This window comes from Myxococcus sp. AB036A (assembly GCF_006547355.1).
GTDB classification, from domain to species: Bacteria; Myxococcota; Myxococcia; order Myxococcales; family Myxococcaceae; genus Myxococcus; species Myxococcus virescens.
This window is the reverse complement of sequence record NZ_VHLC01000002.1, coordinates 185994-209040: the sequence shown is the minus strand read 5'-3', so window position 1 is coordinate 209040 and position 23047 is coordinate 185994. Positions and strand designations below refer to the sequence as shown.

General features: G+C 65.5%; 4 protein-coding genes and 1 tRNA gene. 2 read left to right on the top strand and 3 right to left on the bottom strand.

Annotation, left to right across the window (positions count from 1 at the left end; all coding sequences use genetic code 11):
- Positions 1-11: 11 nt before the first annotated feature.
- Both FL344_RS01675 and FL344_RS01670 read left to right on the top strand, forming a co-directional pair.
- Positions 12-401: an integration host factor subunit alpha gene (locus tag FL344_RS01675; RefSeq protein WP_002639669.1), complete on the top strand. Its 390-nt coding sequence runs from the start codon at positions 12-14 to the stop codon at positions 399-401.
- An 88-nt stretch (positions 402-489) separates the two neighbouring features.
- Positions 490-566 (top strand) — tRNA-Pro (locus tag FL344_RS01670).
- Between the two features lie 132 nt (positions 567-698).
- On the opposite strand, the gene FL344_RS01665 is transcribed toward FL344_RS01670, so the two are convergent.
- From FL344_RS01665 to FL344_RS01655, 3 genes are all read right to left on the bottom strand, one after another.
- Positions 699-3749: a helicase-related protein gene (locus FL344_RS01665; RefSeq protein ID WP_141617243.1), complete on the bottom strand. Its 3051-nt coding sequence runs from the start codon at positions 3747-3749 to the stop codon at positions 699-701.
- Complete coding sequence (locus tag FL344_RS01660) at positions 3746-8743, bottom strand: hypothetical protein (protein ID WP_141617242.1); 4998 nt, start codon at positions 8741-8743, stop codon at positions 3746-3748. Before FL344_RS01660 ends, FL344_RS01665 begins: the two co-directional genes overlap by 4 nt.
- A gap of 588 nt (positions 8744-9331) precedes the next feature.
- Positions 9332-23047 (bottom strand): non-ribosomal peptide synthetase, encoded by a 13716-nt coding sequence (locus FL344_RS01655; protein ID WP_141617241.1) that lies wholly within the window; start codon positions 23045-23047, stop codon positions 9332-9334.

Sequence of the window (23047 nt, the reverse complement as noted above, 5' to 3'; positions counted from 1 at the left end):
CGAGGATTCGCATGACGAAGGCGGACATCATCGAGGGTGTCTACGAGAAGGTCGGCTTCTCGAAGAAGGAGTCGGCCGAAATCGTGGAGCTCGTGTTCGACACGCTCAAGGAGACCCTGGAGCGCGGGGACAAGATCAAGATCTCCGGGTTCGGCAACTTCCAGGTGCGCCAGAAGAAGGCGCGCGTGGGCCGCAACCCGCAGACGGGCAAGGAGATCGAGATCTCGGCGCGCCGGGTGCTGACCTTCCGGCCGAGCCAGGTGCTGAAGAGCGCCCTGAACGGTGAGGCGCCGCCGGAGGACCACGCGGAGATCGACGCCCGGGAGGAGGCCGCCGCCGACGCGGCCGAGGCCCGTGGCGAGGACTTCGACGAAGAGGGAATGGAGGACATGGAAGGGTGAGTTTTTTGGACGGTGCCCTGCTTCTCTTGCTTGACCTGAACGTCATGTAGGGGCATAAGGGCGCACCCTTTCACGGCAGCAGCAGTGCCGGGGCGTAGCGCAGCCTGGTAGCGCACTTGCTTGGGGTGCAAGTGGTCGCAGGTTCAAATCCTGTCGCCCCGACCATCGAAGGCCCTGGAGTTCTTGGCGAAAGCTGAGGATTCCAGGGCCTTCACCTTTTGGGCTCCTGGACTCCAGCAGCAGGCGCGCCGTGTGACGAGCCCACTGATCACGACACCGGTGCCGGCCGGCCCCTTGTTACGAGCTTGCTTCCGAACTCTGCCCCATGACGCACCCAACAACGGAGACTTCGCCCAGCTCCTCGTTGACTAGGGGGTATCTGCGCAGAATGCCTCGCATCTCCTGGAAGAGAGCCTCGCCCGCAAGCTCCTCACGCCTCCATCCACGAGCCGCTCGTTTCAGCGCGTTCTTGTGTTGCCCCGCTAGGACCCATTGCACCATTTCGTCGCACAGCCCCTTTCTGCTGGCAACGCATGTGCGCCGGTACGCCTCGAGGCTCCGTTGCAACCACTCCTCGACCGGGTCCAAGCTCGGCTGGGCGCGCTGCTCCCTGATGATACGCGCCTCCCGCTCGAAGCCCTTTCGAGCCTTCTCGACGAGCATGTCAAGGCTCCTGCTCCCCGCTGCACGCAGCCCGGAGCCCTCCACGCCGCAAGCCTGTTTGTGCCTGTAGAGCCCATCTAGCCCCACGAGGTCATCCAATCGAGCGATCTCCCCGCCCTGCGCTTGGAAGAACCCCCAATACCAGGCCAGTCTCAACGCACAGAGGCCTGGAGCCTTGGTGTGCGAGAGCGCCCGGCGTCCGGGGCGCATGGCCAGGATGGCCGAGTATCGCTCCGGTTCCTGGCGGCGAAGGAGGATGATCCGCTCTGCGTGACGCCCGAGTCCATCCAGTTCGTCGCTCGCGTCCGCCTGCTCGAAGGCCTGGCCAGAGTAGGCATCCGCCGCTGACGCCACCTCGATCCGCTCATCGGAGGGAAGCACCTCGCTGTCCTCTCCGAACACCTTCAGGAACTCGGTGATGCGCGCCCGCAGCACCTCCTCTAGCCGGAGCTGGCTCTCCAGCTCTCGGGCTGGCAGGAAGCTCGCGATGTGGATCTCTTCATTGGTGCTACCGATACGGTCGATTCGGCCGGCGCGCTGGATCAACCGAACCGGGTTCCAGTGGAGGTCGTAGTTGATGAGTGTGTCGGCATCCTGCAGGTTCATGCCTTCACTCATCACATCCGTCGCGATGAGCAAATCGATCTGCTCTTCTGAGGAAACCTCGGCCCGGTTGGCCCTGGGGGCGAACCGCTTCGCGACCCGCAGGATGTTCCCGCTGGCCCCAGTGACCACCTCCATCCGACCAAATAGACCGTCCAGCTTCTCTCCCAGGTAGAGCGCTGTGTCGGCGAACTGGGTGAAGATGAGGGTTCGGTGGTGTGTGGGGGAGCGGGCTCGCAGCCAGGACCTGAGCCGATCGAGCTTGGCGTCCTCCATCAGCATGACGGCCTCCACCTTTGCCGTCAGTCCACTGACCCGCTCGAGATCATCCGCCAAATCTCGATGCAGCCGCTGCGAGTCGAACATGGACGCCGGCATCACCTCATCGTCCCCTTCCTCTACCTCCTCGGCTCCGCTCCCCGCGGATACGACCCGGACCACGACCTGTCCTTGACTCAAGCGCTGGAGCGAGAAGGTCAGCCGTTCGCGCAGTCTCTCGAGGGATTTCTTGAACGCAGCGACGCTCGACTCAAGACGCTTGAGGAGCAGCACCTTGAAAAGTCCCCGCAGGGAGTGACTTACGCGGCTCACGCCCACAAGGCGAGGGTCATCCGCATGCTCCCTCCGCACATATCCGGCAATGCCATGAAGCGGATACTTCAGCGAGGCGAGGGTATCGATGATCTTTTCATAGACCCCTTTGCCGTAAGTCGCCTCGATGCTGTAGCGCAGGCATTGGTTGGGACCGGATACCCGTGTTGGAAATTTCAGGGGCTCGGTGACGTAGCGACCTGGGCCCACTCTCCGGCGTAACGTTGCGTTAGGGTACGCTTGCTGAAGGAAGCGGCGGGTCCGCCGGACGACGACGTGTTGCAGCAAGCTCGTCAGGGACTCCGCCCCGTTCTGGACGGCCTTGAAATATCGCTCCAGCGTCTCTCCACGGTAGGGCAAGCGAAGGAAGTTGTCGGGAAAGGTTTTCAGCTGATGCAGCACGTCCACGGGGCGGTTGTTCTGCGGAGTCGCTGAGAGCAGGATCACCCGCCGATCGGAGGGCACATTGGGGTCCGGACGTAGCCAAGCGGCAAGTTGCTCATAGCGCTCCGTGTTCGAGTTCCGGAAGTTGTGAGACTCGTCAATGACCAGAACCTCCCGGTCCGAGAATTCATTGAGCTTCTCGAGCTTCCCATAAGAGACGGTGCGCAGCTCTACGCGGAACTCCGCGGCGAGATCCTGCCACGTCGGACAGAGCGCGGGGGGCGCCACCACGACGGCATGGAGCCCGAGTTGATCCTGGAGGTACTTCAACAGCGCCAGTGCGATGTACGTCTTCCCCAGACCCACCACATCCGAGAGGAAGACTCCACCGAACCTCCTCATGATGCCCTTTGCGTACTGGTAGGCATCCGCCTGGAACTCAGTCATGAACGCGAGCATCGGATTGTCATCCGCCTCAAGGTCCATTCCATCCAATGTTTCACGGAAGTACTCGGCCAGCACCTTGTAATAGACGTCGTCGGGGCTAACCAGATTGCCCGCCCAGGAGTCCGCGAGGATCGCTCTCACGTCGCTGGTGATGTCCACCGCGTTTGAGCGGTGTTGCTCGAACCATGTCCGCGCGCCCACGTGGGCCTCTCCTGAGAGAGTCAGGGCAAGCTCGTGCCCGGGGAGGGCGTTTGCGAACTCCAGCGTCAACGGCCCTGTGGGAACCATCGACTTGTCGGCCCGGCTGATCAACCGACTGAAAAGAGGCTCTTGCATGTATTGGAAGAACTTCGCACTCCCTTCGTCGATGCGGCCGATCCACCTCAAGATCAGTTGCTGCCATCGCTCCTCTTGAGACAAGGAGTCAATCTGGGCCGCGAAGAACTCAAGCACCACGGTCCGGTGGGCGAATCCCACCGAGGCAGGGAGGCGCTGGTGTGGCTGTCGTGCAAGTTCGGTGTAGCCTTCGAACGACTTGGGCAGAAGTCCCGGGCTCGTTAACAAGACGTCCACGGCGCTTTCTTCAGCGAGCAGCGCGAGTAGGTCCGCGCGCAGTTCCCCGGGAGCCACGTACGTGCGAGATTCGGTGGTTGCATTCATGCGCCACTTCCCTTGTTCAGTCCGTCAGCCTCTGTAACGCCGAACCAATTCACCCAACTGGTGGAGAGCAACTGGACATCTGCCTGCTCAATGGACGTCAGAGGCTCGACGGGCAATGACCTGGTAGTAACGGCTTCTGCCACCGGGACCGGCATGTGCGGAGCAGGGGCTTCGTCCCGCGTCTCCTCCACCCCTGGAGGAAGTGGTTCGTCATGTGACTCCTCGGGCTGTATACCCGGCAGAACCGTGCCGAATCCCAGGCAGGCGCGTATCGCCGCTGGCAGGAGGTCCCAGCGCCTTTCCGGGTTCGAGAGGAAGAAGCGAGCCGGTGCCGCCACGGCATTGAAGTCTGGCAGGAGCCGCCAGGCCATGGACTGAAGGGGCGGGACCATTCGCCGGCCGTGAGTAGGGCTGGGCGATTCGAACGCCACCCAGTCCCAACCCAAGGGGTGCTCCGGACTGACCGGGACGACCCAGAACGAAGCGAGGATGAGCGTCAGGCGCTCGCGGGCTGTCTCCAGCAGGGGGGAGTTGCCTGGAAACGCTCGATGGATGATTCGCGCCACGTTTTGCCTCGCCTCATCGCCATCTCTGGGGAGGTTCATGGGTAGCTTGGCCTGGAAGAGCTGAACGAGGTCCGCTGGCGCTGCTGCCGGATTCGACAACGCGGCCAGGAGCTGACTCAGGTCCCGCTGGGCTTCGCTCCTGGGACATCTGTTGCCTGTTTCGTGGGGAGGACGCCCCGCGACAATGACGACGAAGAAGGGCAGCAGGTCCTTGACGAAGACGTCCATCGCGAAGCGTTCCCGCCAGAACTCAGGGCTTGCGGGCTCTGCCTGCCTTTGCGGCAGGCTTGGCATCCATCGCCACTGAGCGCGGCTCATCACCCCGAGGTGGGCACTGCCAGGCTTCTCGGGCGCCAGGGCGAGTGACATCCTCTCAACCCCGAAGAACTCGATTTCTCGAATTGGATTCACGACCGGGTCGGGTTTCTTGCACTGGAGTTCCGCTGGCGGCTGGAGGCTCTTGTCGTCGGGGGACAGTCTCTCAACGACTATGCTCCGGGCTGAAGCTCGGGCGGGACGAGCCCAGGAACGCACCATATCGGGAAGGGCCGACCTCAGCCCGGTGGGCCGGGACAGTGGCCAGATTCTGCACAGGAGTGCGGCAAGGTGAGCTGGCTCAGCGCTGCTTCGGCCCGCCTCCACTGGGCCAAACAGTTCGCTGACGGCCCGTTGGAGCTCTCGGCGCGAGACCTCAATCAAGAACTGGCTGTTGCTCCTGCGCAGCTGCTCAAGCCTTCTGGACTGATGAAGGACTCGGAAATAGCGCGACGTCAGGGGGGAGCTGACGTGGCTGGAGACGAGCGGCGGCAGATGTGCGGTACGTGAGTTCGCACTTCGAGCAGACGTGGGATGGAGGATGGGTGGAAGAACGGGCAACGTGCGTGTGAGCAGCCTGGAGACCAAGGAGGGGCCGGAACTCGTGTCCTGAAGGAGCGCCAACCAGCCAAGGCTCATTCCTCCTTTCTTCCCGCTTGCCAACAGGCGCTGCCGTGCGAGCGCGACTTTGTCCTGTTGGCTCAATTCGAGGAGTGCGGCAGCCAAGGCCGCTCCACCCCGGCTCGCGTGGAATGACAGCAGGTCTTCCACGCTCGTGCCGAGGAGCGCCGCCGCCAGTTCCACTCGCCATGGGTGCAGGACCAGATCTGGAAGGGTGAGGACCGGCAGCCGTCGGCGTTTCCTGGGGTGGAGTGTCACCAACGCAAGACACCTCTCGCATCGCTCGAAGGCCCTCCGTGCGCCATGGATGTCTCCACACTCACAGTGCCAAGCCCGGCCGGAATCAAAGGCTCCCCGGTAGCCCATCGCACCGTCACGCAACACGTTCGGCAGTCGGTCGAGCGCCTGTGTCTCCGGCGCGGAAGGTTCCGGCTCATCCAGCGGATCGACCATTGCCGCTTCCAGAACTTCCTCCAGGTGATGCAGGAACGGAGGCCTTCCCCCAGCCCGGTCACGCTCTGCGGCGGCGAAGTCGTCTCTCGGCGCCCGCGCCGCCCACCACATCCGTTGCCATACTGGCAGCGCCGGCGCACGGGCATGCGCTGGAATCCCCTCTCCATCTCGTGCGCGGACGCGCAGCCAGGAGTCGGGGCTCTCGACAAGCATACAGCCCGAGGATGGTAGGTAGAGCACCGGGAGTTGCTCTCTCTGGATGACCCGGATGGGCTCGCCCGTTTCGCCGGACCGCCAGGAGCCCACCTGCCCAGAATTTTCATGGGTGGGCCAGGGTTCCTGAATCACAGCTTCGGCCACGGCTCCGGTCTCGTCGAATGGGGCCTCCAGTGGATCCATGGAAACGATCGGGACGGCTCGCCCATCGGGCAGGATCACGTACCCGCCCGCCGTGCCCGTTCCCTCGGCCGCGATGCGGAGAAATGCCCGCCAGGACATACGGAGTCCTCCAGAGCGGTCGTGGACGGCGGAGAGCCGGGCGTCCACCACCTTGCCGGAGATGCCCGGGGGGATTCTCCAGCGGACCAGGTCATCAGCGATGTCCAACGTCAGCGGCACTTGAGGATAGCCTTTGCGCGCAAACTGCAGCAGCGGAGGAGGCTCCTTGGGAGGTATTGTCGCCTCGGCCGCCAGCGAAGCCCGTCGCCAAGGATCCGCGGGAGCTGTGAGCCACACCTCACCGGGCCGTACTCGCTCTCCCACCCGGACACGTAGGACTGGGCAATACTCCCGAGCGTCTACGCAGGGGATGTCCACAGCGAGGTGGGGTCCTTCGTTTCCATGAAACAACGCCAGCTGATTTGGGCTGATCCGGACCACGCTCTCCGTCGTCTCGCTTGGCGCGGAGAATAGGTGCATCGCGGGAAAGGGCTTGGCGAATGCCGCAATGTGTGCCGCAGCGTGGAGCGAGCCCGGCTTCAGTTCCGCGAAGAAGGCCAGGGACTCAGCGATCCACCAGCGACGTGGCCCAGGGCCATCGCCCCCAAGGCGTGGGTTGACGTTAGAGGCCGAATTAGCCAGGGGGCTCAGGACGGGGCCCTCTCGTCGAAGGACGGGGACGGTGAGTCTTCCCGCTGGTGACAACCGTGCTGCCGCTACGGGATGCCAATACCCAGTGGGCAGGTCCACGGAGACGTCCGGGCATGCCCACGCGGGCGGCGTTACCACCCGGCCCCTTTCCGGCTCGCGTACCACCATCAGGTGCTCATGCGGCGAGGAGGTGTCCGGCGCGCGGTCTAGTATGGCCGCGAGGTATTTCTTGCTGACGACAAGGAAGCGGCTCTCTCTTCCCCAGGACGCGCGGAAGGACCAGCGGACCGCGCCCACCAATTCATCCTCGCTCAGGTTCTCCCTGGCGGGACCATTCTGGAGCGAGAAGCCCAGCCCCGATGCGTTCCAGAGGTGGTATCGCACCGCGCTGAGCTTCCTGAACGTGGCCAGCTCCAGCAGGGCACAAGGGTCCATGCCTGAGAAGGCCATGGCGGACTCTTCATCTTGCTCTTCCTCGTCCTCGGGCTTGGGGGGCTCGACCTTGGCATCCGCCGCGAGCACGAGCGGCTCATCCTCTGGAGGAGGCTCCTTTGCCTCGTTGAACGGGTCCGGGGGCATGAGCAATTCGAAGATGTTCTCGTCCGCGTCATCCTCCCTCGAGATGACGGGCAGCTCCTCAATCAGGGGACTGTTGCCCATGCGCGGACCGAACCGGTACCAGCTCCCGTTAAGTACGAGGCGTCCATTGGACGTAGCCGAGGGAACTACCGCGGGAATGTCAATCTGCCGCCCAGGCTGGCAGAGATCTCTGGTCAGGGAGAAGTGGAGTACCACCCGCCATCCCCAGGTACGCCCCTCGGCGAAGGCTTGGTCCGCCGAACCCTGTTCCTGATCCACCGTATAGGATTCGTAGCGCAGCCACGCAGCGCCATGGGCGACCGAGGCGGGAAAGTAGGAGCGCAGTGCTCTCTCAAGTCCGGTAAAGCTCCTCCTACCTGACATGGGAGCCACTGGCTGAAGAAAGGTCTCGAGCCTTCGGGAGATGAGCGTTCCCCAGCCTATCCCTGGGGGAGCCACATCCAGCGGCACCGCGGCGCTGCTCCAATCCTCGGCCATGGCCGGAGCAGGCGTCGCCAATGCACGCTGTACCCGAAGTTGTTTCTCTCCCCGAGACTCCCCGTAGACCGGCCGCAGCATTTCGAGTCTGCGCGTCCAGATTGCGAGATTGTCGAGCGGCTCGGGAGCAGGCCGCCGACCTACAAAAGTCCTCGCCCAAAGTTCCCCCACACGTGAGCCCTTGATCTGGCGGAACACGAACCGACAGGTGTTCCATCGCGGCGAGACGACGACAACCAACCCATAGGGATGGTTCTTGAAGACCGGGGCGAGAATATTGGGATAGGGGTAGGGGTAATCGAGTGCGACGAGCGTCACGTCGAAGCCTGCATCCCGAGCAATGACCCGAACATGGCGAAGCGTTTCGCTCTGGTAGCGCTCCGTTTCGTCCAGAGCATCTTGGGCGAATCCCAGAGCTCTTACGAAGATTCCCTCAAGCGCCTCCTGGCTCTCGTCCAAGGTCGTGGCTGCCGCCAGTTCCTCGAGTGCAGCCGCGATGGCGAAACCTCCTGCGATGGACTCAATGAACGGGGTGAAGTCCGCGATGGCCGCGGATGCAGGCTTGGTGATGGGGTGAGGCTTCGTGACGACCTGCGCCAGAGCGTGGGGAGGCTCCACGGGCTTGAGAACCGAGGCGCTGCTTTCTACTGGATCGGCAGTCTTGTCAGGCTGCTGCGCAGAATAAGGCTCGGTGCTCGCCGGAGAAGTTGCGCGCTGGAGGGCAGCGTAGACGCGATCGACATCCTGCTGGGAGAGATCCCTCCAGTTCCGGGCACCGAAGTCCGCCTCCAGAATCTGTCGCTCGTCCGTTAACCCCTCTGCATCCAGGAGAGTCAGCAGCCCCTTGATGATCCTGGATTCGCGCGACTCCATCGGCATTGTCCCCCAATCGGATGCCCCTCGATTGTAGGCAAGCATCCGCTGCTTTCACCAAGGGGCATTTCAGCCTCGCCGTGCCGATGCACTTGGTTTGCTCGCAGTGAAGTCGCCCGAGCCTGCGCGGTGCTTTCTGACACCCCGCTGTGGACGAATGCCCCGGAGCGCCTTGGAGTAGCTGAGCGTGGAGCGTGGACGCGGCGGCGAAGAGAGGGGCGCTGACGGGAATGGGGACTCTGTCCCGGGCCGACGAAACGTGCCGTTGGCAGACGTTGCGCATGCAGGCATCGCTCACGTGCGCCTGCTGCTGGCGCGTGTAATAGTGGGCGAGTGCCGCGTATGTCCAGCTCGCGCGGGGCATTTCGCACCCCAGCGGCCGAACGGCTCCCGGGGTTCCTTGGGGTGCAAGTGGTCGCCGCTTCAAAAAACGCCGCATTGAGCATGCAGGCTCAGACTTCTTGGCGAAACAGTTCATTACTAGGGGCTCTGATTGGGGCTCCTTGGCTTCAACGACAGACGAGCAGCAAGTGGAGCGGAGGCCGTTGCCGCTCCACAGTTACAAGGAGTTAGCGATGATCCTCCGCCTCACAACCCCAGTCGTGTGGGCGTGTCGGCGCGCTCCAGGAGTTCGCGCAGCGCGCTGACGAGCGCATCCAACCCCGGTGCCTGTAGGACACCATAGTGGTCTCCCGGAACTTCGCGCACCTCCAGGTGTGCGGCGTGATGGCTCCAGCCCAGGTCCTCGGTCTCGGGTGACTCCAGTTCTGAGTCGCTTCCGCGTAGCACGGTGAGTGTGCCTGCGTAGTTGCCCAGCGTGTGCTGTTGGATCGCACGCACGTTGGCGGTGAAGACGCTAAGCAGGGCGTGGAGTTGCTCCATGTCAGCATCTGGGATGAGGACGCCCGCCTCTCGGCCCTTCTCCAGCACGCGCTCCAGCAGCACCTTCGCGTCACCCTCGATGATCTCCGAGGTCCCCCATGGGATTCCGGCCGTGCGTGCCAGGTCCACTGCGAACATCGTCGCCGCGGCCAGGTCGTCGGCGGCCGGCATGCCTCGAACCTGCGATGTGGAGCTGGGTTCAATCATGGCGACGACATCCACGGTCTCTCCGCTTGTTTGAAGCAGTCTCGCCATCTCGAAGGCAATGACTGCTCCGAGTGACCAGCCGCCCAGCCGGTAGGGCCCCCTCGGTTGCACCGTGCGGATGGCGTTCACATAGCTCGCCGCCATGGACTCGATCGACTCGTTCGGCAGCAGTGATCCTTCGAGCCCCTGGGCCTGCAGCCCGTAGAATGGCTGTTCGGGGCCGAGACGCCGGGCCAGCTCGGTGTAGCAGAACACCGTGCCGCCCACGGGGTGGACGCAGAAGAAGGGCACTCGCGAGCCACCGCGTTGGATGGGGACGAGCGGAGTCCATGGCGCGGGTTCTCGCCGCAGGAAAGCGGCCAGCCCTTCCACGGTCGGTGCCTGGAAGAGCGCCGTTACCGGGAGCGCACGGCCCGTGCGTGCGCGCAGCATCGATAGCAGCCGCACCGCGACCAGCGAGTGACCGCCTAGCTCGAAGAAGTCACTCCTCACGCCGATCGGCGCCACGCCGAGCAGGTCCTCGAAAATACGGGCCAGCTCTATTTCGTATGCATCACGCGGCGGGATGTACGCCACCTGCTGAACGGACGTCTCCTCCGGTATCGGCAGGGCCTTTCGGTCCACCTTGCCGCTCGGATTCAGGGGCAGGGCGTTCAGCATGACGATGGTCGAGGGCACCATGTGCTCGGGCAGCTGCACCTTGAGGAACGCCCGGAGCACGCCCGCAGCCATCGAAGGCTGTTCCTCCAACTGTGAAGCATGCGGGACCACGTATGCCACCAAGCGCTGGAAGCCAGGGGTATCCTCGCGTGCCAGCACCACCGTGTCCTGCACTGCGGGGTGTTGGCGTAGCGCGGACTCAATCTCCCCCAGTTCGATGCGGAAGCCGCGCAGCTTCACCTGGAAGTCGATGCGGCCCAGGAACTCGAGTTCGCCCTGGGGCAACCAGCGAGCCCGGTCTCCCGTCCGGTAGAGGCGGGCGCCGGAGGCCGTACTGAAGGGATTGGGAATGAAGCGGTCGGCGGTGAGCTCAGGGCGATTCAGGTAGCCACGCGCCAGGCCCGCTCCACCAATGTAGAGCTCACCTGGCACACCAACCGGTACAGGCTGCAGGTGCGCATCCAACACGTAGGTTTGAGCGTTCGCCAACGGACCGCCCAGCGAAGGAGGCAGGGACGCTCCGTGTAAGGGACGCAGCGTAGAGTCCACGGTGCACTCCGTCGGGCCGTAGACGTTGAAGCACTCGATGTGGGGATGGGCGGAGAGCCGGGCCCAGAGCGCCTCGTCCAGTGCCTCGCCGCCAGCCAGTACGCGCAAGGGACGGTGTGCGGCAAGGCCCTCGTCCAGCAGCAGGCGCAGCAGCGACGGGGCACAGTCCAGCACGTCCACGTCATGCTGCTCCAGCCACGTCAGCATGTCGCGCGCATCCTCGCGAGCGGTCTGCGGCACCACGCACAGCGCATGTCCATCCGCGAGCTGCACCAGTTGCTGCACGGAGGCGTCGAAGGATAGTGACGCGTTGAGGCTGACGCGGAGGGACTTGTCCACACCTGCGTAAGCGGTGGCCGCCAGCGCCGCGCGCAGGTTCATCACCGAGGCATGCTGTACCATGACGCCCTTGGGCTTGCCGGTACTGCCTGAGGTGTAGATGACGTACGCGAGGTGTTCGGGTTCACTGCGCCTCGGTGGATTGGCTTCGGACCGCGGCTCGTTCGTGAGAGCGGCGTCGTCCACGCAGAGGACCTCCACCTTGTGCCCGGCGAGCTTGTCCGCGACTCGCTGCTGCGTGAGCACGCAGCCGACATTCGAGTCACTCACCATGTAGGCCAGGCGCTGGGCGGGATATGCCGGATCCATGGGGACGTAGGCGCCGCCGGCCTTGAGGATGGCGAGGACACCGACGACCATGTCGACCGAGCGCTCCATGCACAGGCCCACGCGAACCTCGGGCCCTACGCCTCGGGTACGCAGGGCCCAGGCGAGCTGGTTGGCCCGACGGTTGAGTTCGGCATAGGCGAGCGAGTGCTCATCGTCGAGCACGGCGAGGGAATCGGGAGAAAGGGCTGCACGGTCCTCGAACCGCTCGTGCAAGCATCCTTCCCAGGCGACCTCTCGGCGAGTGGCATTCCACGCCTCCAACAGCGTGTCGCGTTCGGCCTCCGTCAGCAGCGCCGCCTGCTCATAGTGGCTGCTTGGGCCCGTAGCCACGGCCTCCAGTGCGCGCAGGTAGTACTGCCCCAACTCCCGCGTCCGCTCCGCTTCGTGCCGAGTGCCTGTGGTGGAGATGGAAATCGACAGCGACGAGGTGTCCGGGTCCTGGGTGAAGGTGACGCCCAGCGGCAGCTCCATCCAGGCGGCGCCGAGCATCTCGTCTACGAAGCGCAGCCCCTTCTGTTGGGACAGCCCTCCCGCGACGTGGAAGTGGATGAAGTTGAAGAGTGTATCGAACAGAGGCTGGCCGCCGCGCTTTTGCTGGAGCCGCGCCATGGGGTAGCGGCGGTGCGGCATCAACTCCTGCTCATGCTTCGCGACCTGTTGAATGATCTCTAGCCATGTGCCTCCAGGCAGCGTCACCGGGAAAGGCACGCTGTTGAGGAACAGGCCAATCATCCGCTCGCCATCGACGACTTCCGGACGACCATTGGTGACGATGCCGGTGACGACGGAGGTGCTGCCTTCGACGAAGCCCCGGACGCGCAGATGCACGGCCAGCAGCACCGTCTTGAGGGACACGCCCGCCTCATGGGCCACGCGTAGCAAGGCATGCTGGAGCGGCGCGGGGATGCGCACGTCATGGTTGTGCAGCACGCGCTCGTCGTCCCTGGCCCGGTTCGGGCGGGGGCTTGGCGAGTCCATGGCATCCATGCGCTTCAGCCAGAAGCGCTCACTCTCCGCGGACTGTTGGGCCTCACGCTCCAGCGCGATGAACTGGCGGTAGGTCGCAGCCAGGGGCTGTGCCGGGGGCGTGTTGGAGTCGTCCTGCAATTCGAGGTAGCGGCCGAAGAGTTCCGAGAGAAGGGTCGCAGCGCTCCAGCCATCGAGGATGGCGTGGTGGAAGACGATGGTCAGCTGAACGCTGCGGTCCGTGCGGCGATGCACGGCGACATGGAGCAAGGGCGCCTGGGTCCACTCGAAGGGCTTGATGCGCTCCGCTTCCACCCACTCCCGCAGGAACGCGTCCTGCTGGGAGGGTTCCAGATGCCGAAGGTCCTCGATGCGCAGAGGCGGCTTGACCTCACGGTGGACGAGTTGGAGTGGCTCCTCGTAGCCATCCAGATGGAAGGAGGTTCGCAGGATGGCGTGACGCGCAATCAGTTCCTGAAACGCCTGACGCAGCAGCGGCTCGTGTAGCTCCAGCTCCAGATGGAAGCTGAACATGTCGTGGTAGATGCCGGCCGAGGCATCCAGCGCGCTCTCGAAGAGCATGCCCGACTGGAGCGCGGCCAGTGGGTAGGCATCCTCCACGTCTTCCGGCAGCCGCTTGCGGTCCGCTTCGGACACAAAGCCAAAGGGGGCCACGTCATGTGCGGCAGGGGCGGACTCTCCGGCGTGCTTCACCGCGCCGGAGAGCTGGCGGATGGTCGGGTGCTGCAGCAGCTCCATGATGGGTAGCTCCAGGCCCCGTTCGCGCAGCTTCGCGATGACCTGGATGCTTCGGATGGAGTCTCCGCCCAGCTCGAAGAAGCTATCGTCGATGCCGACCTGTCGGAGGCCCAGGACCTCGGCCCAGATTTCGGCGATCGCCTGCTCGGAGGCATCGCGTGGTGCCTCAAAGGATGTGCCCATCAGCGCTCGGTCTGCGGCGGGGGCGGGCAGGGCCTTTCGGTCCACCTTCCCGTTGGCCGACAGCGGCAGGGACTCCATCGGAATGAAGATGGCGGGGACCAGATACTCGGGCAGCTTGCGCAGGACGTGGTCGCGCAGGGCTCGCGGATCGACAGACTCCACGCCGTCTTCGCCCACGACGTAGGCCACGAGGCGCTTGTCACCGGGAGCGTCTTCACGAGCGAGGACGACAGCCTCCTGGACGCCCGAGGCCTGCTGGAGGACGGCTTCGATTTCGCCCAGTTCGATGCGGAAGCCGCGCACCTTCACCTGGAAGTCGGAGCGGCCGAGGAACTCCAGGGAGCCGTCGGCCCTCCAGCGGACGCGGTCGCCGGTGCGGTAGAGGCGAGCGCCCGGGGTGGAAGAGAAGGGGTGAGGGAGAAACTTCTCAGCCGTCAGCTCCGGTCGGTTCAGGTAGCCCCAGGCGAGGCCGTCGCCACCGACGAAGAGTTCGCCAGGGACGCCGACGGGGACGGGCTCCATGCGCGAGTCGAGGACGAAGGCGGAGGAGTGTCCCAGAGGCCTGCCAATGGGGACGGAGGTGCCGAAGGCGTCACCCGCGCGAAGGGAGTGTGTGGCGGAGAAGGTGGTGTTCTCGGTGGGGCCGTAGCCGTTGACGAGGACTGCGCCGAGGGGAATGCGCTCCAGGTGCTGCCGGACACGCAGAGGAGGCAACACGTCACCGCCAGCGAGCACCTGCCGGACACTGGCCAGGGCGTTGCCCTGGTGAAGCACCATCTGCTCGAAGAGGGCAGCGGTGAGCCAGAGGGTGGAGACGCGGTGGTGAGTCAGCAGTGCGGCGATTTCATCCAGAGAAGGCGTGTGAGGCGGAGCGAGGACGAGGCGAGCGCCGTGAAGCAAGGCGCCCCAGAGTTCCAGGGTGGAAGCGTCGAAGGCGACGGGAGCGAGCTGGAGGAAGACTTCGTCGGGGCCGAAGTGGATGAAGGGGTTGGCGAGGACGAGGCGAGCGACTGCGCGGTGGGGGATGCAGACGCCCTTGGGTCGGCCAGTGCTGCCGGAGGTGAACATGACGTAGGCGAGGTCATCACCGCCCATGGTTACGGAAGGAGGCGCGTCATGCGGCAAGGCGGCGATGAGGTCCGCGTCCGTGTCCACGCACACCATCAACCCGCCGGAGCTGGGCAGCTCATCGGCGAGCGACTCCTGCGTGACGAACACGCTGACGCCGGCCTCCTGAAGCAGCAAGGAGATGCGTTCAGCGGGGTAGTGGTGGTCGATGGGCACGTAGGCGCCGCCGGCCTTGAGGATGGCGAGTAGGCCCACCACCATGTCCGGCGAACGTTCCAGACAGAGGCCCACGCGGGTGCCGCGGGAAACGCCATACGCGCGCAGGTGGTGCGCGAGCTGATTGGAGCGGCGGTCCAGCTCCGCGTAGGTGACGACGCTCTCACCGCTGATAAGCGCCATGGCGTCTGGCGTGCGAGCCGCCTGCTCGGAGAAGAGAACGTGAATCGGCGTATCGCGCGGGAACGCGGCGGACGTCGCGTTCCAGGCGACCAGGAGCTGCTGACGCTCCTCGGTGCGCAGAAGGGGCAACTCGGCCAGACGCTGGTGCTCATCCGTGACGATGGCTTCCAGCAGCGTGCGGAAGTGCCCCATCATGCGCTCGGCGGTGGAGGCATCGAAGAGGTCGGTGTTGTAGTTCAGCGCGCCGGAGAGCCCGTCCGGGGTCTCTTCCAGCAAGAGACTCAAGTCGAATTTGACGGTCTCCAGCTCCGTCTCCAGCACACGCAACGATAGCCCCTGCAACTCCAGTCGCACGGGCGGCGTATTCTGCAGGGTGAAGGTGACTTGGAAGAGCGGCGAGCGGCTCGGGTCTCTCGCGGGTTGCAGCATCTCGACCAGCTTTTCGAACGGCACGTCCTGGTGTTCGGACGCGCCAAGCGCCGCCGCCTTTGCCTGGGCCAACAGCTCACGGAAGGTGAGCTCCGGTGACATGCGGGCCCGGAAGACCAGCGTGTTGACGAAGAAGCCGATGAGCCCTTCCAACTCCGGCCGGGTGCGGCCCGCGATGGGCGAACCGACGCAGACGTCCTGCTGACCAGAGTAGCGAGAGAGCAGAAACTGCCATGCCGCCAGAAGGACCATGAAGGGCGTCGCCTCCTGACGGCGCGCCAGCGCAGTCACCGCCTCGGAGAGCTTCGCGGGCATCTTCACCGGGAGGAGCGCTCCCCGGTACGTCTGCACCGCTGGGCGCGGCCTGTCGGTAGGCAGCTCCAGGGCCGCGGGGGCTCCTGCGAGCTGCTCACGCCAGTAGTTCAGCCGTGACTCCAGCACCGGCCCCTGCATCCATTCTCGCTGCCAGAGGGCGTAGTCGGCGTACTGCACCGAAAGCGGGGGCCGTTGTGCATCGCGGCCCTGGACGGCGGCTTCGTAGCCCTCCGCCACCTCTCGTACCAGCACACCCACGGACCAGCCGTCGGACACGATGTGGTGCATCGTGACGAGCAGGACGTGTCTGTCCGAAGCCAGCCGGAGCAAGCGCGCCCGGAAGAGCGGGCCGCGCACCAGGTTGAACGGGAGATGGGCCTCCTCGTTCGCGAGCTGACGAGCCCGGGCATCACGCTCACCTTCGGGCAGGGTGGAGATGTCCGTGATGGGCAACTCCAGCGTCTTGATCGGATGGACGACCTGCACGGGCAGGTCCCCCTCGTTCCGGAACGTCGTGCGCAGCGCCTCGTGTCGCTGCACCACCCGCAACAGGGACTGCTCCATCGCGCGAACGTCGAGCGCTCCGTCGATGGCCACCGCCGCAGGGTTGTTGTACGTCGCGGTGTCGGGCGTCAGTTGCTCCATCACCCACAGCCGCTGCTGGACGAAGGACTGGGGCAGTGGCTGAGCGCGTGGCGCGCTACGGATGGGAGGCAGGGCACTCGTGGTGCCGCGAGCCCGCTCGGAGTCCAGACGCGCGGCAAGCGCCGCCACCGTGCTCTGCTCGAAGAGGGCCCGCAGCGGCAGGTCGACGCCGAAGTCCTGCCGCAGCCGAGTGACCAACTGGGTGGCCAGGAGCGAGTGGCCCCCGAGTGCGAAAAAGTCATCCTCGGCGTTGACCGTCTCGACATGCAGCAGCGAGGCCAAGTGGGCGGCGACACGACGCTCCGTTTCCGTGCTGAGCGGGCGCGTGGCGGCGTGCCGAGGAGCTTCCGGTGCCGGCAGTGCCCTGCGGTCCAACTTGCCATTGGGGGTGAGTGGCAGGGCCTCCAATGTGACGAAGGCCGAGGGCACCATGTGCTCGGGCAGTCGCTCCTTGAGGAACGGGCGGAACGTACCGGAGTCCACGACAGTGGTGGTCTCCGCCTCCGCAACCACGTACGCCACCAGGCGTTGCAGCCCTGGCGTGTCTTCGCGGACCAGGACCACGGTGTCGCGCACGGCGGGGTGTTGGCGTAGCGCGGACTCAATCTCTCCCAGTTCGATGCGGAAGCCGCGCAGCTTCACCTGGAAGTCGATGCGGCCCAGGAACTCGAGTTCGCCCTGGGGCAACCAGCGAGCCCGGTCTCCCGTCCGATAGAGGCGGGCGCCGGGGGCCGCGCTGAAGGGATTGGGAATGAAGCGGTGGGCGGTGAGCTCAGGGCGATTCAGGTAGCCACGCGCCAGGCCCGCTCCACCAATGTAGAGCTCGCCTGGCACACCTACCGGTACAGGCTGCAGGTAGGCGTCCAGCACGTAGGTCTGAGCGTTCGCCAACGGACCGCCCAGCGAAGGAGGCAGGGACGCTCCGCGTACGGGACGCAGCGTGGAGTCCACGGTGCACTCCGTCGGGCCGTAGACGTTGAAGCACTCGATGTGGGGATGGGCGGAGAGCCGGGCCCAGAGCGCCTCGTCCAGTGCCTCGCCGCCGGCCAGTACGCGCAAGGGGCGGTGTGCGGCAAGGCCCTCGTCTAGGAGCAGCCGCAGCTGTGAGGGAGCGCAGTCCAGGACGTCCACGGAGTGCCGCTCCAACCACGCCAGCATCAGGCGGGTGTCTTCACGTGTCGCTTGTGGCACCACGCACAGCGCATGTCCGTCTGCGAGCTGCACCAGTTGCTGCACGGACGCGTCAAAGGACAGCGACGCATTGAGGCTGACGCGGAGGGGCGTGTCCACACCTGCGTAGGCGGTGGCCGCCAGCGCCGCGCGCAGGTTCATCACCGAGGCGTGCTGCACCATGACGCCCTTGGGCATGCCGGTGCTACCCGACGTATAGATGACGTAGGCGAGGTGCTGGGGCCCGCTGAGTCGCGGCGGGTTGGACGCGTCCCGCGAACCGCTCACGCGCCCTGCGTCATCCACACAGAGGACCTCCACCTTGTGCCCGGCGAGCTTGTCCGCGACGCGCTGCTGCGTGAGCACGCAGCCGACATTCGAGTCACTCACCATGTAGGCCAGGCGCTGGGCGGGATATGCCGGATCCATGGGGACGTAGGCGCCGCCTGCCTTGAGGATGGCGAGGACGCCGACGACCATGTCGACCGAGCGCTCCATGCATAGGCCCACGCGGACCTCGGGCCCTACGCCTCGGGTACGCAGGGCCCAGGCGAGCTGGTTGGCCCGACGGTTGAGTTCGGCATAGGTGAGCGAGTGCTCATCGTCCACCACGGCGAGGGCATCGGGAGAAAGGGCTGCACGCTCCTCGAACCGCTCGTGCAAGCATCCTTCCCAGGCGACCTCTCGGCGAGTGGCATTCCACGCCTCCAACAGCGTGTCGCGGTCGGCCGGTGGGAGCAGCGCCGCTTGCTCGTAGCGGCCACTTGGTCCCGCGGCCACGGCTTCCAGTGCGCGCAGGTAGTACTGCCCCAACTCCCGCGTCCGCTCCGCTTCGTGCCGAGTGCCTGTGGTGGCGATGGAGACCGATAGCGACGAGGTGTCGGGGTCCTGGGTGAAGGTGACGCCGAGCGGGAGTTCCATCCAGGCGGCGCCCAGCATCTCGTCTACGAAGCGCAGCCCCTTCTGTTGGGAGAGCCCTCCCGCGACGTGAAAGTGGATGAAGTTGAAGAGCGTGTCGAACAGAGGCTGACCGCCGCGTTTCTGCTGGAGCCGCGCCATGGGGTAGCGGCGGTGCGGCATCAACTCCTGCTCATGCTTCGCGACCTGTTGAATGAGCTCCAGCCATGTGCCTCCAGGCAGCGTCACCGGGAAAGGCACGCTGTTGAGGAACAGGCCAATCATCCGCTCACCATCCACGACTTCCGGACGACCATTGGTGACGATGCCGGTGACGATGGAGGTGCTTCCTTCGACGAAGCCCCGGACGCGCAGATGCACGGCCAGCAGCACCGTCTTGAGGGACACACCCGCTTCATGAGCCACGCGTAGCAAGGCCTGCTGGAGCGGCGCGGGGATGCGCACGTCGTGGGTGTGCAGGACGCGCTCGTCGCCCCGGGACCGGAGCGGGCGCGGACTTGCTGCGTCCACTCCATCCATGCGCCGCAGCCAGAACCGCTCGCTCTCATGGGAGTTCTGGGCGTCTCGCTCCAAGGCCACGAACTGCCGGTAGGTGGCGGCCGGGGACGGCGCGGCGGGGGCTTCAGTGCCCTCCAGCAATTCGAGGTAGCGGCCGAAGAGTTCCGAGAGAAGGGTCGCGGCGCTCCAGCCATCGAGGATGGCGTGGTGGAAGACGATGGTCAGCTGGACGGTGGTTTCCGACCGGCGATGCACGCAGAGCCGCATCAGCGGCGCCTGGTTCCAGGTGAACGGTTGGACGCGTTCCTTTTCCGCCCACGCTTGCAAGTAGGCCGTTTGCTGCGCGGCCTCCAGGTGCTGGAGGTCTTCGAACTTTAGCGGCGGTTCCACTTCACGGTGGACGAACTGGAGGGGCTCTACGTGGCCGTCCAGGTGGAACGACGTGCGCAGGATGGCGTGACGCGCGAACAGCTCCCGGAAGGCTTGTTGCAGCAGCGGTTCGTTCAGCGCCATCTCCACATGGAAGCTGAACATGTCGTGGTAGATGCCGGCAGAGGCATCCAGCGCGCTCTCGAACAGCATGCCTGACTGGAGCGCGGCCAGCGGGTAGGCGTCTTCCACGTCCTCGGGCAGCCGCTGACGGTCTATCTCGGACACGAGGCTGAAGGGCGCGAGCTGGAGCGCGGGGGCCACGCTCGTGGCTTTGATGACACCGGCGAGTTCGCGGATGGTCGGGTGCTGGAGCAGCTCCAGCGTGGGCAGCTCCAAGCCCCGTTCGCGCAGCTTCGCGATGACCTGGATGCTGCGGATGGAGTCGCCACCCAGCTCGAAGAAGCTGTCGTCGATGCCGACCTGACGGAGGCCCAGGACCTCGGCCCAGATTTCGGCCAGGGTCTGCTCGGAGGCGTTCCGCGGTGCTTCGAACGGCGTTCCTGTTCGATTCAGGTCCGCGTACGGGGCGGGCAGTGCCTTGCGGTCCACCTTGCCGTTGGGGGACAGCGGCAGGACCTCCAGCGGCATGAACACCGCGGGTAGCATGTATTCGGGCAGCCGCGCCTTGAGGAACGTGCGGATGCCGCCCACGGCATTCGAGGCCTGCTCTTCCGACCGCGCTGCGGCGGTGGGCACGAAGTAGGCCACGAGGCGCTTGTCGCCCGGAGCGTCCTCACGAGCGAGGACGACAGCCTCCTGGACGCCCGGGGCCTGCTGGAGGACGGATTCGATTTCGCCCAGTTCGATGCGGAAGCCGCGCACCTTCACCTGGAAGTCGGAGCGGCCGAGGAACTCCAGGGAGCCGTCGGCCCTCCAGCGGACGCGGTCGCCGGTGCGGTAGAGGCGAGCGCCTGGGGCGGAGGAGAAGGGGTGAGGGAGGAACTTCTCAGCCGTCAACTCCGGTCGGTTCAGGTAGCCCCAGGCGAGGCCGTCGCCACCGACGAAGAGTTCGCCAGGGACGCCGACGGGGACGGGCTCCATGCGCGAGTCGAGGACGAAGGCGGAGGAGTGGCCCAGGGGCCTGCCAATGGGGACGGAGGTACCGAAGGCGTCACCCGTGCGAAGGGAGTGGGTGGCGGAGAAGGTGGTGTTCTCGGTGGGGCCGTAGCCGTTGACGAGGACTGCGCCGAGGGGAATGCGCTCCAGGTGCTGCCGGACACGCAGAGGAGGCAACACGTCACCGCCAGCGAGCACCTGCCGGACACCGGCCAAGGCGTTGCCCTGGTGAAGGACCATCTGCTCGAAGAGGGCAGCGGTGAGCCAGAGGGTGGAGACGCGGTGGTGAGTCAGCAGCGCGGCGAGTTCATCCAGAGAAGGCGTGTGAGGCGGAGCGAGGACGAGACGAGCGCCGTGAAGCAGGGCGCCCCAGAGCTCCAGGGTGGAAGCGTCGAAGGCGACGGGAGCGAGCTGGAGGAAGACTTCGTCAGGGCCGAAGTGGATGAAGGGGTTGGCGAGGACGAGGCGAGCGACTGCGCGGTGGGGAATGCAGACGCCCTTGGGCCGGCCGGTGCTGCCGGAGGTGAACATGACGTAGGCGAGGTCATCACCGCCCACGTCCACGGAAGGACGCGCGTCATGCGGCAAGGCGGCGATGAGGTCCGCGTCTGTGTCCACACACACGTGCTTGCTGTTGGATTCAGGGAGCTCTTCCGCCAGCGGCTTCGTCGTGACGAGCACGCCGATGCCAGCCTCCTGAAACAGCAAGGAAATGCGCTCAGCGGGGTAGTGGTGGTCGATAGGCACGTAGGCGCCGCCGGCCTTGAGGATGGCGAGCAGGCCCACCACCATGTCGGGCGAGCGCTCCAGGCACAGTCCCACGCGGGTGCCGCGGGAAACGCCGTACGTGCGCAGATGATGCGCGAGCTGGTTCGCACGGCGCTCAAGCTCCGCATAGGTGAAGACGCTCTCCCCGCTGACGAGCGCCACGGCATCTGGCGTACGAGCCGCCTGCTCGGAGAAGAGCGAGTGAATCGGCGTATCGCGCGGGAACACGGCGGACGTCGCGTTCCAGTCGACCAGGAGCTGTTGACGCTCCTCGATGCGTAGCAGGGGCAGCTCGGAGAGTCGCTGGTCGGCGTTCTCCACCACGCTCTCCAGCAGGCGCACGTAGTGGTGCTCCATCCGTTCGACGGTCTTCGCGTCGAACAGGTCCGCGCAGTACTCGATGCGGCCGATGAACCGGTCCGGCCGGTCCTCGCGCAGCTCCATCAGCAGGTCGAACTGGGACGCGCCCAGATCCAACTCCACGTAGCGCGCGAGCAGACCCGGGATCCGCAGGGCCGGCTGAGGCACGTTCTGGAGGACGAAGACGGCCTCGAAAAACGGATTGCGGCTGGGGTCGCGGGGCGGTTGCAGCTCCTCCACCAACTTGTCGAAGGGTACGTCCTGGTGTGAGTAGGCATCCAGGCAGACCTGTCGCACCCGGTGCAGGAACGAGCGGAACGTCGGGTCCCCCGATGCATCCGCACGCATCACCAGCATGTTGACGAAGAAGCCGATGAGCGGTTCGAGCTCGGGCGCCCGGCGGTTGGCGACAGGCGAGCCCACCGCGAAGTCCAGCTGGCCGCTGTAACGGTGCAGCAGCGTCTGGTAGGCCGCCATCAGCACCATGAAGAGCGTGGCGCCTTCCTTCTGCGCCAACTGCTTGAGCTTCCGTGCCAGCTCTGGCTCGAGCCGGAAGTGGTGCCACCCGCCGCGATACGTCTTCAGCGCTGGTCGGGGATGGTCCGACGGCACGACCAGCGCGGGAGGCTGCGGCGTGAGCTGCCGTCGCCAATAATCGAGCTGACCGGCCAGCTCCCGCGTTTCGAGCTGCTCGCGCTGCCACCGCGCGTAGTCCGGGTACTGGAGTTCCAACTCCGGCAGGGGCGAGGGCAGGCCCTCCTCGAAGGCCTTGTAGAGCGCCATCAACTCCTGGAGGAACACGCCCAGGGACCACTGGTCCGTTACGGAGTGGTGCAGGGTCAACAGCACCAGTGCGTGCTGCGCATCGAGTCGCAGGATGCCGACTCGCAGCAGCGGCCCGGCGGAGAGGTCGAACTCGAAGTTGGCCTCCGAGATGATGCGGCGGCGTATCTCATCTCCTTGCGCCTCCAGGGACAGCGCCGACAGGTCCTCTTCGGGGAGGGTGAGCTCCAGCGAGGGGGCGACCACCTGCACCGGATCTCCGCCGTGGCTCCTCAGCGTCGTGCGCAGCGATTCGTGACGGCGCACCACTTCGTTCACACATCGCGTGAGCAGGGCCCGGTCCAGCCGCCCGAAGAACTCCACGCTCACGTGGACGTTGTAGGCAGCCATGCTGCTGGGATCCAGCTCATGCAGGACCCACAGACGCTGCTGAGGGAACGATGCCGGAGCGGGTTCGCTGCTTTCGCGCCGGACCAGGACGGGCGCCGCCGCGTGAGGCTGCGCCGACTGCTGCTCCTGGAGGAGCAGGTCGAGAAGGGCGCGCTGCGAGGGAGAAAGCTGCTCGAGGGCCCGAGAGATGTCAGTCAT